The 15,104-nt window shown below is 61.9% G+C and carries 13 protein-coding genes and 1 tRNA gene; 6 read left to right on the top strand and 8 right to left on the bottom strand.

The window, feature by feature from the left end; genetic code table 11:
* Positions 1-14: 14 nt before the first annotated feature.
* The 3 genes from Q7V31_RS00610 (at position 15) to Q7V31_RS00600 (ending at position 5,211) form a co-directional block, all read left to right on the top strand.
* Complete coding sequence (locus Q7V31_RS00610; RefSeq protein ID WP_304731774.1) at positions 15-623, top strand: DUF6088 family protein; 609 nt, start codon at positions 15-17, stop codon at positions 621-623.
* Positions 616-1,695, top strand: a complete 1,080-nt coding sequence (locus Q7V31_RS00605) for a nucleotidyl transferase AbiEii/AbiGii toxin family protein (RefSeq protein ID WP_304731773.1) — start codon at positions 616-618, stop codon at positions 1,693-1,695. The genes Q7V31_RS00610 and Q7V31_RS00605 overlap by 8 nt, the downstream gene beginning before the upstream one ends.
* A gap of 348 nt (positions 1,696-2,043) precedes the next feature.
* On the top strand, positions 2,044-5,211 hold the full coding sequence (locus tag Q7V31_RS00600) for a type ISP restriction/modification enzyme (protein ID WP_304731772.1): 3,168 nt from the start codon (positions 2,044-2,046) through the stop codon (positions 5,209-5,211).
* A 158-nt stretch (positions 5,212-5,369) separates the two neighbouring features.
* On the opposite strand, the gene Q7V31_RS00595 is transcribed toward Q7V31_RS00600, so the two are convergent.
* From Q7V31_RS00595 to Q7V31_RS00565, 7 genes are all read right to left on the bottom strand, one after another.
* The gene (locus Q7V31_RS00595) at positions 5,370-5,738 is read right to left on the bottom strand and encodes a hypothetical protein (protein ID WP_304731771.1); all 369 of its coding nucleotides are present in this window, start codon (positions 5,736-5,738) and stop codon (positions 5,370-5,372) included.
* The gene (locus Q7V31_RS00590; RefSeq protein WP_304731770.1) at positions 5,735-6,286 is read right to left on the bottom strand and encodes a Panacea domain-containing protein; all 552 of its coding nucleotides are present in this window, start codon (positions 6,284-6,286) and stop codon (positions 5,735-5,737) included. The genes Q7V31_RS00595 and Q7V31_RS00590 overlap by 4 nt, the downstream gene beginning before the upstream one ends.
* Positions 6,287-6,583: 297 nt before the next feature.
* The gene (locus Q7V31_RS00585) at positions 6,584-7,015 is read right to left on the bottom strand and encodes a hypothetical protein (protein WP_304731769.1); all 432 of its coding nucleotides are present in this window, start codon (positions 7,013-7,015) and stop codon (positions 6,584-6,586) included.
* The gene (locus Q7V31_RS00580; protein ID WP_304731768.1) at positions 7,008-7,592 is read right to left on the bottom strand and encodes a transcriptional regulator; all 585 of its coding nucleotides are present in this window, start codon (positions 7,590-7,592) and stop codon (positions 7,008-7,010) included. The genes Q7V31_RS00585 and Q7V31_RS00580 overlap by 8 nt, the downstream gene beginning before the upstream one ends.
* Positions 7,593-7,813: 221 nt before the next feature.
* Positions 7,814-8,167 (bottom strand): YbaN family protein, encoded by a 354-nt coding sequence (locus Q7V31_RS00575; protein WP_304731767.1) that lies wholly within the window; start codon positions 8,165-8,167, stop codon positions 7,814-7,816.
* A 281-nt stretch (positions 8,168-8,448) separates the two neighbouring features.
* Positions 8,449-8,525: transfer RNA gene (locus Q7V31_RS00570), tRNA-Arg, on the bottom strand.
* An 85-nt stretch (positions 8,526-8,610) separates the two neighbouring features.
* On the bottom strand, positions 8,611-9,678 hold the full coding sequence (locus tag Q7V31_RS00565; protein WP_304731766.1) for a hypothetical protein: 1,068 nt from the start codon (positions 9,676-9,678) through the stop codon (positions 8,611-8,613).
* A 125-nt stretch (positions 9,679-9,803) separates the two neighbouring features.
* Between Q7V31_RS00565 and Q7V31_RS00560 the strand changes: the two genes are divergently transcribed.
* Both Q7V31_RS00560 and Q7V31_RS00555 read left to right on the top strand, forming a co-directional pair.
* Positions 9,804-10,376 carry a TetR/AcrR family transcriptional regulator gene (locus Q7V31_RS00560; protein WP_304731765.1) on the top strand — a complete coding sequence of 191 codons (573 nt, stop codon included), beginning with the start codon at positions 9,804-9,806 and terminating at the stop codon, positions 10,374-10,376.
* A 110-nt stretch (positions 10,377-10,486) separates the two neighbouring features.
* Positions 10,487-10,996 (top strand): PAS domain-containing protein, encoded by a 510-nt coding sequence (locus tag Q7V31_RS00555; protein WP_304731764.1) that lies wholly within the window; start codon positions 10,487-10,489, stop codon positions 10,994-10,996.
* Between the two features lie 4 nt (positions 10,997-11,000).
* Here the strand turns inward: Q7V31_RS00555 and Q7V31_RS00550 are convergent, their stop codons facing one another.
* Positions 11,001-12,005 (bottom strand): ABC transporter ATP-binding protein, encoded by a 1,005-nt coding sequence (locus tag Q7V31_RS00550; protein ID WP_304731763.1) that lies wholly within the window; start codon positions 12,003-12,005, stop codon positions 11,001-11,003.
* 169 nt (positions 12,006-12,174) lie between these two features.
* On the opposite strand from Q7V31_RS00550, the gene polA reads away from it, so the two are divergent.
* The gene (gene polA / locus Q7V31_RS00545; protein WP_304732487.1) at positions 12,175-15,054 is read left to right on the top strand and encodes a DNA polymerase I; all 2,880 of its coding nucleotides are present in this window, start codon (positions 12,175-12,177) and stop codon (positions 15,052-15,054) included.
* Positions 15,055-15,104 lie beyond the last annotated feature (50 nt).

Genomic DNA, 15,104 nt, shown 5'->3' with positions numbered 1-15,104 from the left:
GAAAGTGAGACGGAATGTCTGCAATCGCCGGCAAGATCATGAAGCGCGTGCGCGGCAAGGGCCGTGGCTGGGTCTTTACGCCCAAAGACTTCATCGACTTCGGCACACGCGGCTCTGTCGATATGGCGCTGTCGCGCCTTGTCCGCTCGGGCACGATCCGGCGTATCGGACGCGGCCTTTATGACTACCCGGAGCGGCATGCGACGCTCGGGGCTCTCGGCCCGAACACCGACAGGCTTGCCCGCGCCGTCTCGCGCCAGAGCGGCGACAAGCTGACCTCTTCCGGTGCGGTCGCCGCAAACCGCCTTGGATTTTCGACCCAGGTTCCGGCCAGAGCCACCTATGCGACCAGCGGCCCCACGCGCGTCCGGACCGTCGCGGGACGCACGCTGACCCTCAAACACGCGCGCGCGCCGGTGATCGACAAGGCGTCGGACCGCGCCAATTCGCTGTTGCAGGCCCTCGCCCATATCGGAAAGGACCGCATCGACGCCGATACCATCCGGCGCTTGGCGCGCCGTCTCGACGACCGCGACATGAAGATGCTCACCGGGGCGCGCCCGCTTATGCCGGGCTGGCTGGGCGATATCGTCCTGAAGATCGAAGCGGCCAGACATGGATGAGTTCGCCCGCAGACCGGCGGACGATCGCCGCGCTTTCATCCAGGAAGCGGCGAACAGGCGCAACCTGACCGATGCCATCATCGAGAAGGACTTCTGGGTCTGCTGGACGCTGAGAAGGCTCGTCCGCTGCAAGGAACTGAACGGTCACTTCACCTTCAAGGGCGGCACGTCGCTCTCGAAAGCCTATGGGATCGTTCAGCGGTTTTCGGAAGACATCGACCTGACCATCGACAAGAACGCACCGCTGGTCCGCGATGTTCCCTCTCCCATGGAGGACGGCATCGGCAGCAACGAGCGCAAACGCCGAACCGATGCGCTCAAGGCCGCCGCGCGGGAATATGTGACCACCCTCGTCATGCCGGCGCTGATGGCGGAAATCGAGGCCGCGCTCGGCACGGCCGAAGGGTGGCAGGTCGTTCCCGACCCGGACGATCCCGACGGCCAGACCCTTCTGTTCATTTATCCGCGTCTCGCCAATTACGGCCAGGGATTCGGCCGGGGCGGGTGGGGCGCCGGGCGGTTTAACGAGGGCGAGATCGGCTATATCAAGCCCCGCATCAAGCTGGAATTCGGCGCGCGCGGCGACACCGAACCCTCGGAACTGAAGGACATCACGCCCTGGCTGGCCGAAGCATTTCCGGACGACTTGCCCGATGCCGTGTCCGCGATCCCGACTTTGGCGGTGGTGCGGACCTTCTGGGAAAAGGCGACCATCCTCCATGCCCTGCATCACAACGGCAAACTGCGCGACGGCATGTCCCGCCACTACTACGACATGCTGATGCTTGCGCAAAACGGCATCGCCGGCGAAGCGCTGCAACAGCCTGAACTCCTTGCCCGTGTCGCGCGCAACAAGAGCCTGATGTTTGCCGACGCCTCCGCCTCCTACGGCACCGCCGTCATCGGTTCGTTGCGGCTTGTCCCCTCGGAAGAAACCAGAGCCCGCCTCAAGGCGGATTACGAGAACATGGCGGAAATGTTCATGGTCGCGCCGCCGGCATTCGAGGACCTGTGGACGGGCATTGAACAACTGGAAGATCGCCTCAACAAACGCGCCGAGCTGGGGCTCTGAGGCGGCGTCCGACCAGAACCACAGCGCCCGCCCAAAAACGCGGTGTCATCCCGGGGCTTGTCCCCGGGACCCACTCGCAGCGCCGCTTGCCGCAGCCGTTGAGTGATGTGCGGGCGTAGCCGCGATTGAGGCTTTGCTCGGCCCCGCTTCCGTCACGACACGGACGATCACGCCCGCCTCGGCGACATCGCCCCGTGACATTCTCTCCGATTTGATTGCTGGCGGAGAGAGCCGCGATTCGGCGCGGCAATCCCGGCCAGCATGCCAGGGCAAAGAATGGCATAACCCCCTTACACAATGCATTCGTAGCCGGTAGTCTGCCGGGCAAGCATGAAGTCAGGGGCGGGCATGAGCGCGATCGGCGACTATCTCTCGAAAATTCAGGCCGTCGCCAAAAGCGGCAAGGCAACCGAACATTCCTACCGTTCCGCCATCGAATCTCTCTTTCACGCGATGGACGGGGGCGTGACGGCGCTCAACGAGCCGAAGCGCGTCGACTGCGGCGCGCCCGACTTCATCATCCAGCGCAAGGATATCGTCATCGGCCATGTTGAGGCCAAGGACATCGATGTCGATCTTCGCGCGCTGAAAGGCACCAACAAGGAACAGCAGGAACGCTACCTGAAGGGCCTGCCGAACCTGATCTATACCAACGGAATCGATTTCGAATTCTTCCGCGACGGCGAGCGCATGTCCCGCGTGTCGGTCGCCACGCTCGGCAAGGGCGTCGAGCTGAAGTCCGAAAAATTCGAAGAACTCGAAAACCTGCTCAAGGATTTTCTGGCGCAGACGCCGCAGAGCATCACCTCGCCCGCCGTGCTGGCGAAAATGATGGCGGGCAAGGCGACCCTCATCAAGGATATTTTCGGCAATGTGCTGCGGGCGGACAAGGAATTCCGGTCGACGCTTTCGGAGCAATACAGCGTCTTCAAGGAACAGTTGATCCACGACATCACGCCGGAGGATTTCGCCGACATCTATGCCGAGACCATCGCCTACGGCATGTTCGCGGCGCGGCTGCACGACACGACGCTCGACACCTTCTCAAGGCAGGAAGCGCTGGAACTGCTGCCGAAATCGAACCCCTTCCTGCGCAATCTCTTCGGCTATATCGCCGGACCCGATCTCGACGACCGCATCAGATGGATCATCGACGATTTGGCGGAAGTCTTTCAGGCCTGCGATCTCGGCAAGCTGATGAGCGGCTTCGGCAAGTTGACCGGCCGCAACGACCCGTTCCTGCATTTCTACGAAACCTTCCTCGCCGCCTACAATCCGGCCAAGCGCAAGGCACGCGGCGTCTGGTACACGCCCGAGCCGGTGGTGAATTTCATTGTCCGTGCCGTGGACGAAGTGTTGCAGACCGAATTCGGATTGCCGGATGGTCTGGCCGATACATCGAAGGTGGTGGTGGATTGGGATACCGGGCAAACCAAGAACGCAAAGCCCGTCAGAATCAAGAAGGAAGTCCATCGCGTCCAGATTCTCGATCCCGCCGTCGGCACCGGCACCTTCCTCGCCGAAGTCGTCAAGCAGATCGCGCCCAAGGTCAAGGACGTCGCCGAGGGCATGTGGTCCGCCTACATCGAAAAAGACCTGATCCCGCGCCTGCATGGCTTCGAGCTTCTGATGGCATCATATGCCATGTGCCACATGAAGCTCGACATGGTGCTGACCGAACTCGGCTACAAGCCGACTGGCTCGCCACCGCGCCTCCGCGTCTATCTGACAAACAGTCTGGAGGAAGGCGAACCGGCGAACCAGACGCTGCCCTTCGCGCAATGGCTGTCCAATGAGGTGAAAGAGGCCAACACCATCAAACGCGACATGCCGATCATGGTGGTGATCGGCAATCCCCCTTATTCGGGCGAGAGCGCTAACAAGGGCGACTGGATCATGCGTCTGATGGAAGCCTACAAGAAAGAGCCCGGCGGCAAGGAGAAGTTGAAGGAACGCAATCCGAAATGGATCAATGATGACTACGTCAAGTTCATCCGCTTTTCGGAACATCTGATCGAGAAGAACGGTGAGGGCATTCTCGGTTTCATTTCCAGCCATGGCTATCTCGACAACCCGACCTTCCGGGGCATGCGATGGCACTTGATGAACACGTTCGACAAGATTTTCGTGCTCGATCTGCACGGAAACTCGAACAAGAAGGAAAAGACACCTGACGGCAAGTCGGACAAGAACGTCTTCGATATTTTGACCGGCGTGGCGATTGTCATTGCGACTAAGAAGGGAGGTGACACTAAGGGCAAACCGCTTGCTGAAATTCTCCACAGGGATTTGTGGGGCGAGCGAAACGCGAAATACGATGCGCTTTGGAAGGGGTCACTCACTGGAAGCTCATGGGAGAGTTTGCAGCCTGCCTCTCCTCATTATGTATTGGCACCGCGCAACTCCGACCGGGAAGAGGCATATCGGGCCGGATTCGGCGTTCAAGAGTTCATGCCCGTCAACTCAGTAGGTATTGTCACTGCGCGCGACGCACTTACCATCGACATGGACAAGGAAGAGTTGTGGAAGAGGGTGCAGGACTTCACCAAACTTGAAGTCGAAGAACTTCGGGAGAAGTACAACCTTGGAAAGGACGTACGAGATTGGACTGTTGCAGGGGCAAAAAAAGATGTTCACGAGCATTTTGACCGCGAACATCTAACACAAATATCATATCGGCCGTTTGATACTTGTTGGACGCTCTATACCGGAAATTCTCGTGGATTTCATTGTTACCCCCGTGGGGATGTTATGCGTCACTACGTTGGTCACAGAAATATCGGTCTTCTTGCTCCTGCAGCTTTCAGGGATGCCAGGTTTCATCACGCATTCGTTACTGAGAATATTTCCGAGGTTATTTTCCTTTCTGGAACCACTGCGTCCAACGCCAAGAACTTTCCCCTGTACCTCTATCCCTCCGAATCCGACCTCGACCAGACACGTCGCGTGAATTTCGATCCCAAGCTCTGGAAAAAACTGAAAGGGCTGGCGAAGGACAAGAAGCATGGCGAGCCGGACGAGATCGCAACCTTCGACTACATCTATGGCGTGCTGCACTGCCCCGCCTATCGCGAGGCCTATGCCGAATTCCTGAAATCGGATTTTCCGCGCATCCCCTGGCCTTCGAGCCCTACGGAATTCTGGGACGTGGCGGAGAAGGGCGGCCTATTGCGCCGCCTGCACCTGATGGAAGCGGACGCCGTGGGCGAGACACCCTTCCCCTTCAAGGGCGCGGGCGACAACGAGGTGGACAAGCCCCGCTTTGAAAAGAGCAAGGTCTTCATCAACGCCGTGCAATATTTCGACGGCGTACCGGAAGTCGCGTGGAATTTCTTCATCGGCGGCTACCAGCCGGCGCAAAAATGGCTGAAGGACCGCAAGGGACGCGCACTGACCTTCGAGGATGTGAAGCACTACCAGAAGATCGTCAAAATCCTCGCCGAGACCGACCGGATCATGAAGACCATCGAGATGGACTTGTCGGGCGACGCGGACGCTACCGAAGCGGATGAATAGGAAATCGGGGTAATCCGGACATGCCAAAACTCAAAGGTCCGAGCCATCGACCGAGAATTCTTCAAGCGCTCTCGCAACGAAGGCAGTCCGCAGCGAAATCGTTGGCGTTAACGCTGCCCTGCCTCATCGATGCAGCGATCTGGACCAGCGAGCAACTGCTATCGAAACAGCGGCGTGATGTTGTCGATCGCGAGCTTCAGAAAGCGCGGTGGTAAGGTCTTTGGCGGATCGTTTTCCAGCAGCGCAACGATGCGCTGAGCCAGCGCGGCTGAAATGCTCCCGCGAGGCTGGGCGGCGTCCAGCTCGTGTTGCGAAAATGTCGTAACCCGCGAACAGTCCAGAAAGCAGTCGTGTTTCAATGCGCCATGATCGGCTGCGACAAGGGCAAGCTGCCCTATGTTATGCCGCTGGGGATTGGTGTTGATCCAGAAGAACAGGTTGTCAGTCGCGCAGATGCAAACTGTGAGTTTGTCCTTCGGAGGACGCGCAAGAGCAGTGTGGATGACATAGACGTGGCCGACGTTCACAGAACACCGTAGGCCGCAAACTCTCTGGCCTCGGAAACGATAGCTTCTCGCTCGTCGCCCTCGCCATCGATCATGTGTTCGTAGTCCATCGGACCATTGGCCGGAGCTTCCAGCCAAGCGCGCTCCTGATGCGTCAGGCTCGACAGAGCACCAAAGCCGCGACCCCTGCAAAAAGCGATCGCTTCGTCGAGGCACTCCAAGTCGCTCGGCGACAATACATTCAGATCCGGGTCACGCTGGGCGGCAACACGCGGATACGGATCGCGCTCGATCAGAAGCGCAGCCATAATAGCGTCAGGGTCGCCAGCTTGGTCGAGTCGGCCCTTGATGAAATCATAGAGCGTCGACGGCACCGGACCGTTAGGCATGGCAATGAACGTGTCGCCGACAATCGGCCGCGCATAGCGGTTCAGGTGCTGCTTTTCAGCGAAGAAAAGAACCTTGGCCGCGAAAAATGCGGTCAGGCCGGGCCATGTCGAGGCAATATATGTCAATGCCTCGACGCCCTTCTTCTCATTGAACTGGAATCGCAGCATATTCGCCTTCATACGTGAGGCTATCTCACAAAATTCTTGACTTGTCATTTTATATATGGCGCGCAGGAATCACCGGTTCAATCGGTGTGGCGCATTTACAGCACCTGCGGCATCCTGCACAATCCCGGTACTGAAAATTTTCTCCCAATTAATTCAATGGTATAGCACTCATAGTGCTGACAAAGTGTTATCGGGTGCGCGTCTCGATAACCCCCCCAAACCCTCACCGCTCCGGCCGCGTCCAGATCCAGCTGCCGCCGATCAGCACCGCCGGCTCGCCGCAGCCTGCGGCGGACGCTCCCGCCGCCCTCATTTCGCGGCGGGCGGCGGCGTGAGTCGCGCCACCGCCGTCTCCAGTTTCGTGGCGCAGTCGATCAGTTCGCTCAGAAGCCGCTCGTCCACCTCGGTGCGGCCTTGATATTCGGCGAGATTGCGTTCGTTGTGGCACCTCGCCAGCACGCGCGAGACAACGGGCTCAATCTCGACCGTATGGACGAGAGCCTGGAACACGATGTAGCGATCCTCCGAGCGGTAGCCGTTCTGGCGCAGCGCCGCGAGAGCGAAGGCATGCGCAGCGTTGTAGGCGAGGTCGAAACGGCTCTCCGGCGAGAGGCCCTCGTTCCGGGAGTCCGCCAACCGCTTCTTCGCGGAATCGACGAGGCCGTCGAACTCCGCGCGCGCGGGGGCTTCGCGCTTGAGCTTGCCGATCCTGACGAGGTTGTCGAGTTCTTGGCTACTCATGAAGCCGTTCCTCCGAGCCATAGAGGAATATCTTCGGCTGCGTACTGATCTTGTCGACGAACGAGTCCTTTTGGCAAAGCTTGCGCTTCCAGTCGTCGGGCGAAAGGAAGGTCGGTTTAACCTGGCGGCCCAGGATGGCCTCGGCCTGCTGGAATGCCACATAGAGGTCCGCGTAGCTCAAACCGTCGCCGATCACCATAACGTCGATGTCGCTCCGCGCCGTGTCGGTCCTGTTTGCGATCGAGCCATAGACGAAAGCGGCTTCGATCTTTCCCGCATGGGGCACGAGCGCGGCGCGCAGCGGTTCTGCCAGGCCGACCGTCTTCAGCACCAGTCCGCGCAATTCTTCGAACACCGGGGATGCCGGGTTCGCTTGATAGTGCTTCTGATTGCCGATCTTCGAGACCGACACCAGTCCGCTGCGCAGAAATCGCGACAATTCCCGCTCCACGCCGCCCGTCCCCGATTGCACGTGCCTGACGATCTCGGAAGTGTAGAAGCTGCGGTTCGGATTGCCGAACAGGAGACCGAGAACGCGCTGCCGCGTGCTCGCGAACAGCGCATCCGATATGTTCAACTGGTTCCGTTCTTTACCCATATTGGGGATTATAGACCCCATTTTGGGGAAACTCAAGAACGACAGATATAACCTTATTATATCAACAACATACCCATAACAGGTTTGTTCAACCCCAAATTGGGGATTTTATGCCCGCCCAAGCCCGCCGCGCCTTCACAGCGGACAGGCCCCATGCGGCGGCGGGCGGCGCCAACTTCCTCCGTACACCCCCCAACCCTTCACCGCTCCGGCCGCGTCCAGATCCAGCTGCCGCCGATCAGCGCCGCCGCCAGCGGCGCCAGCGACCAGGGCAGCGGCGCCAGCAGCAGCGCGACAACCGCACTGATGGCGAAAGCGATCAGCGCCGCCTGCTTGCCCCGGCGCGAGATGGCGCCGCGCTCCCGCCACAGGCGAATATGGAAGCCGAAGGTCGGATGCGTCAGCAGCCTTTGCTCCAGCGCCTTGTTGCTGCGCGCAAAACAGAAGGCGGCGAGGATCAGGAACGGCACGGTCGGCAGCAGCGGCAGCAACACGCCGAGCCCGCCCAGCCCCAGCGCCACGAACCCGGCGATCAGATAAAGAAGTTTCGTCAATCGAGGCTCCGGAGATTTCCACCGCCGGCCATCCGCCCGCGGCCGCCCCGCGCGCGGCCGGGATGTGGATCGGCGGCATTCACATCTTGATGCCGTTATTAGCCGAAAACCCCATCCCCGTCCCTTCAAACCATCCGGCCCGCCGCGCGCCGGCCTGTAAAACCCGGGGATAAGTGGCCGCTCCATCCGTACACGGATCAATAAAAAGGCGGTTTGTGACAGTTTTATGACAGATTTGTGACAGAGGGGGGGGTCCAGGCCGGTTTTCGCAGCCTGAAAAGTGGTGCACCCGACAAGATTCGAACTTGTGACCTCTGCCTTCGGAGGGCAGCGCTCTATCCAGCTGAGCTACGGGTGCCAGGGCCGGACGAGGGTCGCCCGGCGAAGCGGGCGCAAGGTAGAACAAAGCGCGGGTCCTGACAATCGGCCGAATGGGCGCCTGTTCAGAGCGTCAGCGCGATGCCCTCGGCCGCGTAAAGCGTCTTCAGCCGCGCGAAACCCGCCGCCGTGAAATCGCTCTCGGGCAGCGCCGCGCCGGGGCGCAGCCGCGCCTGTCCGAGCCCCGCCACGCGTTCGAGCGCATAAAGCGCGCCGACGGCGGTGAGATGCGACTGGCCCAGCGGATCGACGATCGTCGCGCGCCGCGTTTCGCGGCGCCCGTCCGTCGCGCCCTCGACCTCGATGACGATTTCATGCGCCGCGCCGGGGCCGGGCTTCGTCGCCGCAATCGCGCTGATGCCCGGAATTTTCATCAGCACACCCCATATGCCGAGCCGGATCAGCCGCCGCATGGCCGCCAGCGCATTGCCCTTGTCGAGGCCGAGCCTGACGCCGACTTCCGCCGCGCCGCTCGCCAGCGCCGGCGTCACCACATCGCCCATGTTCATCCGGTAGACCGTCCGCACCGCGCCGGAGGGAAAGCGCACCCGCTTTTCGTCGCTGAGCGGCGCGACGCGCCGCCAATCGCCGCCTACGCGCGCAACAAACTCTTGCGACATGCCGGTGCCCGCGCTCGCCGAATCCGGGCCCATTCTATCGCCGGTATAATAAAGGATCGAGATGTCGATGCGCGCCACATCGTCGAGCCCTTGCGCCAGCGCATGGGCGACGATCGCCGGTCCGCCGGCCATCCAGTGCGAGCTGAAAAGCGCCGGCGCGCGCATCTCGAAAAGCGCGGCGGTCGCCAGCCCGCGCGTCATCGCGTCCCAGCCGCGCGTCATGTCCATATAGGCGATGCCGCGCCTCAGCGCCGCGCGCAGCAGCAGATCGTCCGTCTCGTGAACAAAAACGCCGACGGCATCGATCTCGGCGAACGCGGCCAACGGATCGGCCTCAGTCGTGTCGAGCGCGACGCCGCGCGCCTTGCCGATTTCGGCCGCGAGCTTTTCGGCTTCCGCCTGGCGCCTGCCGCCGATCAGGATCTCGACGTCGGGGTGGTGCTTGCGCAGGAGCCGCGCCGCCTGCGCCCCCACCACGCCATAGCCGCCCGCCAGCAAAATGCGTTTCGTCATCGTCGCCTCTCCTCGTGTTTCGGTTGCGGGCGATATTGGTCATATGACCAATTTTGTCAAGGCCGGGCGCGCGCGCTAGTCTCCCGGCCATGATGCAATCCGCCCCCGCCGCCACCGGAAAAGGCATGAGCCGCCGCGAGGAAATCCTCGAAGCGGCCTCCGCCCTGCTGCTCGAAGACGGCTATGCGCGTTTTTCCGCCCGCGGCGTCGCCGCCCGCGCTGGCCTCCGCCTCAGCCATGTGCAGTATTACTTCCAGAATCCCGCAGAAATGCTGGCGGAATTGCTCGATCGCTTCGTCCGCCGCTACAGCGATGAGATCATCGCGCGCTTCACGGGCGGCGGCGGTTCGGGCGAGCAGCGCCTCCACCGCGCCCTCGATTTCCTGCTGAATGACGAGGCCTACCGCCGCGATTGCGGCATCTTCATGCTGGAAGTCGCAAGCTTCGCCGCCCGCAACCAGGCCATTGCCGCAGCGTTGCAGCGCTATTACGCGGTCTATCTCGAAGGCTTTGAAGGCATCGTCAAAACGCTCAATCCGGCGCTGACGCCGCGCGAACGCGAGCGCCGCGCCCGCCAGGCCGTCGCCTTCATCGAAGGCATGGCGATGACGCGGCCGCATATGGGCGCCAAAGGCGAAAGCGATTTCAACGCCCGCGAGGCGACCCGCGCCATTCTGCGCCTGGTGACCGCGCCCTGAGGCCGCGTCGCGCCTTGGCGGGCCTCTCGAATTCGCCTATAGGAAGGAACCGAGTATTTCCGCCGCCGCGCGCCTTCGCCCGCCGTGCATGAAAAGAGTTCCGCGTTCCCATGTCGACCCAAGCGCCCGAAGCCCTGCGGCTCGCGCCTTTCGATGTTTTCATCGACCCGCTCCTGTCGTTCCAGGACGCCCGTCTCCGCGAAATGCTGGCCTATTGGGAAGCAAAGCGCGCCGGCACGGCCTGTCCGGCCCGCGCCGATATCCGCCCGGCCGAGATCGTCAGTCACCTGCCCTCGGTCTTTCTGGTCGATGCCGAGCCGCCGGCGCTGTCGCTGGCGCATTTCCGCGTCCGCCTGATGGGCACCGCGCTCAACGAGCTTTTCGGCCGCGATTTCACCGGCCGCACGCTTGAAAGCGATATCTCGGAAAAGCCCGCCGCCGCCCTCGCCAAGGTGCTGGGCGTGGTCTGCCAGTTGCGCCGCCCCTTGCGCGTCTATGGCGCGGCGGTCTTTGCGAAGTCGGGCCCGGCAACCGAAATCGAGGCGGTGCTGCTGCCGCTCAGCGTCGGCGCGGGCGTCGATATGGTGATGGGCGAACTGGTCAAGCGCGCCTCGGCCTGAGCCGTCAATGCGGCGAGGTGAGCTGCAGGAAAACGTCTTCGAGGTCGGATTCCTCGGTCGAAATGTCGCCGATCTCGATGCCGGCCGCCCCGATCTGCCCGAGGATCGCCATGACGCCGGTCTCGGCCGGATTGTACTGCACGGTCAGCGCGCCGTCGGACCTGAGTTCGGCCTTCAGGCCCTGAAGCGCCGCCGGCAGCGCCGCAATGGGCGAGGCTGGCCGCACGATCAGCTTCTTGTCGCTGATCCGTGCCAGCAATTGCTCCTTCGGCTCGCAGCAAACGACCGCGCCCTTGTCGATGATCGCGATCGTGTCGCACAGCGCTTCTGCCTCTTCGAGATAATGCGTGGTCAGCACAATGGTCGTGCCCCGCGCATGCAGCCCCTTCACATAGTCCCAGAGCTGGCGGCGAAGCTCGATGTCGACGCCGGCCGTCGGCTCATCGAGGATCAGCACCGGCGGATTGTGGACCATGGCCTTGGCGACCAGCAGCCGCCGCCGCATGCCGCCCGACAGCGTGCGCGCATAGGCATCCGCCTTGTCCTCCAGCCCCATGGCCGCGAGAATCTCCATGGTGCGGCGCTCGCGCTTCGGCACGCCGTAAAGCCCGGCCTGCATTTCCAGCACTTCAGCCGGCGTGAAAAACGGATCGATGCTGAGTTCCTGCGGCACGACGCCGATCGAAGCCCGCGCCTGGCGCGGATTGACGTCAATATCGAAACCCCATACGGAGGCCGCACCCGATGTCTTGATGACGAGACCGGCGAGAATATTGATGAAGGTCGATTTGCCGGCGCCGTTCGGCCCCAGCAGCGCGAAAATCGAACCGCGCGGGATCGCAAGGTCAATCCCCTTCAGCGCTTCCTTGGCCGGCTGGTTGCCGCTCGCCTTGTAGACCTTCCGCAAATTCCGCGCCTCGATGGAAAAGCGCGCCGCTGAATGCGGTGCGGGCTCGGCGGGCATGCGGGTTTCGACGGTCGGATCGGTGTCGGCAAGCGAATGGGCCATGACGCGGGGCTCTTTTAAAGGCTTCGATGCGGGTTCTGTTGCGGAGCGGCGAACGCGTTATAGTGGCGTCCCGCCGCGAGGCGGAGGGCAAGCATAGGCCTCATAGATAGGGAAGGCGAGGCGCGTGGCAAGCGGCAAAACGGAAAAGAAAACCGAGGCGGGCAAGCCCCTGAAAAAGGGCGACCATCTCTTTCTGGTCGACGGTTCGGGCTATATTTTCCGTGCCTATCACGCCCTGCCGCCGCTGACGCGCAAGTCGGACGGCCTGCCCGTCGGCGCCGTCGCCGGCTTCTGCAACATGCTCTACAAGCTGATCGAGGACACGAAAGACGAGTTCGAGCCGACCCATCTCGCGGTCATTTTCGATGCCTCGTCCAAGACCTTCCGCAACGACATCTATCCCGAATACAAGGCCAATCGCACCGAACCGCCCGAAGATTTGCGCCCGCAATTCGCGCTGGTGCGCGATGCGACCCGCGCCTTCGGCGTGCCTTCGATCGAGATGCTGGGCTATGAGGCCGATGATCTGATTGCCACCTATGCGCGGCTCGCCCATGAAGCCGGCGCCCGCGTCACCATCGTCTCCTCCGACAAGGACCTGATGCAGCTCGTCAACGACCGGGTCGACATGCTCGACACGATGAAGCTGAAAACCATCGCCCGCGAACAGGTGATCGAGAAGTTCGGCGTGCCGCCCGAAAAGGTTGTCGATGTACAGGCGTTGGCGGGCGATTCGACCGACAATGTGCCGGGTGTTCCCGGCATTGGCATCAAGACGGCCGCGCAATTGATTGTGGAATATGGCGATCTCGAAACGCTGCTGGCCCGCGCTGGTGAAATCAAACAGCAGAAGCGGCGCGAGAATCTGATCGAATTCGCTGATCAGGCACGCATATCACGCCGGCTGGTCGAACTCGACGCCAATGTCCCCGTCGATATTGATCTCGACACGATGGGCGTGCGCGATCCCGATCCCGAAACGCTGATCGGCTTCTGCAAGGACATGGAATTTTCGACGCTGACGCGGCGCGTCGGCGAGCGTTTCAACATCGATGTCGATGCGATCCCGGCGACAGGTGCGCACCCGCCACAAGCCGACATCGGTGCAGAGGCCGCCGAACCGCAGAAAGAAAAGCAAAGCGTTTCGCGCAGCGCGAAAGGCGGCGTGCCCGGCGCGACGCCCAAGGGCATCGATGCCGATTTCGCCGATGCGCGGTACACGGCGGTCGTGACCCTCGCCGATCTCGAAACCTGGGTCGCCCGGGCGCGCGAACAGGGCTTTGTCGCCGTCGACACCGAAACGGATTCGCTGGATGCGATGCAGGCCCGCCTTGTCGGTGTCTCGATGGCGCTGGTGCCCGGCGAGGCCTGTTATGTGCCGCTGCAGCACGGTGCCGGCGACGGCCTCGATTTCGCCGATGCCGCCGCGCAGACCCAGATCCCGCTGAAGGATGCGCTGAAGGCGCTGAAGCCGCTGCTCGAAGATCCTTCGGTACTGAAGATCGGCCAGAACCTCAAATTCGATATGTTGGTCTTCCGCCAGCACGGCATCGCGCTCACAACCCTCGATGACACGATGCTGATGTCCTATGCGCTCGATGCGGGCATCCATGGTCATGGCATGGACGAGCTCTCGGAGCTTCATCTCGGCCACAAGCCGATCGCCTTCTCCGAAGTCGCCGGCAAGGGCAAGTCACAGATCACTTTCGACCGCGTGCCCGTCGACAAGGCCGTCGCCTATGCGGCCGAGGATGCCGATGTGACGCTGCGACTCTGGCATGTGTTGAAACCGCGCCTCGTCGCCGAACGCCGCATGACGGTCTACGAAACGCTGGAGCGCCCGCTCGTCGCCGTCATTGTTGAGATGGAACGTGCCGGCGTGAAGGTCGACAAGGCGGTGCTGGCGCGGCTTTCGGCCGATTTTGCGCAGAAGATGGCGCAATTCGAGGACGAGATTTATGCGCTGGCCGGCGAGCGCTTCAATATCGGTTCGCCAAAACAGCTCGGCGAAATCCTCTTCGACAAGCAGGGTCTCGACGGCGGCAGGAAGACCAAGACGGGTGCCTGGTCGACCGATGCCGAGATGCTGGAAGCGCTGGCGGCACAAGGCCATGAGCTGCCCCGTGCCGTGCTCGACTGGCGCGGTCTTGCCAAACTGAAAAGCACCTACACGGATGCGCTGCCTGAGTTCATCGACAAGGACACCGGCCGCATCCATACCTCCTACTCGCTGGCCGCGACCTCGACCGGCCGTCTCGCCTCGACCGAGCCGAACCTGCAGAACATTCCGGTGCGCACCGAAGATGGCCGCAAGATCAGAACCGCCTTCGTCGCCGAAAAAGGCAACCTGCTGATCTCGGCCGACTACAGCCAGATCGAACTGCGCCTGTTGGCCCATATCGCCGATATCGACGCGTTGAAGAAGGCATTTGCCGACGGCCTCGACATTCACGCCATGACGGCCTCCGAAATGTTCTCGGTGCCGCTGAAGGACATGGACCCCGGCATCCGCCGCCGCGCCAAGGCGATCAATTTCGGCATCATCTACGGCATTTCGGCCTTCGGTCTCGCCAACCAGCTCGGCATTTCGCGTCAGGAAGCGGGCGACTATATCGCGCGTTACTTCGAACGTTTCCCCGGCATCCGCGCCTATATGGACGACACCAAGGACTTTGCCCACAAGAACGGCTATGTCGAAACCATCTTCGGGCGCCGCATCCATCTGCCGCAGATCAATTCGAAAAATCCGGCTGAAAAAAGTTTCATGGAACGCGCGGCAATCAACGCACCGATCCAGGGTTCGGCCGCCGACATCATCCGCCGCGCCATGATCCGCATGCCGGACGCGCTTGCAAAGGCAAAGCTTTCGGCCCGCATGTTGCTGCAGGTCCATGACGAACTGATCTTCGAGGCACCGGAAAAGGAAGCCGAAAAGACCTGTGACGCGGTGGCGAAGATCATGTCGGGTGCCGCCGCGCCGGCGCTCACGCTTTCGGTACCGCTCGATGTCGACGCCCGCGCCGCCAAAAACTGGGACGAGGCGCATTAGCGCTCGAAGCCGTGATTACCTGCGGGCGCTCGCCGCGCCGGATTTTCGCC

The sequence above is a fragment of the Parvibaculum sp. genome, assembly GCF_030651915.1.
Taxonomy (GTDB): Bacteria; Pseudomonadota; Alphaproteobacteria; order Parvibaculales; family Parvibaculaceae; genus Parvibaculum.
Note: the sequence above shows the minus strand (reverse complement) of the source record. Positions and strands in the feature narration are given on the sequence as shown.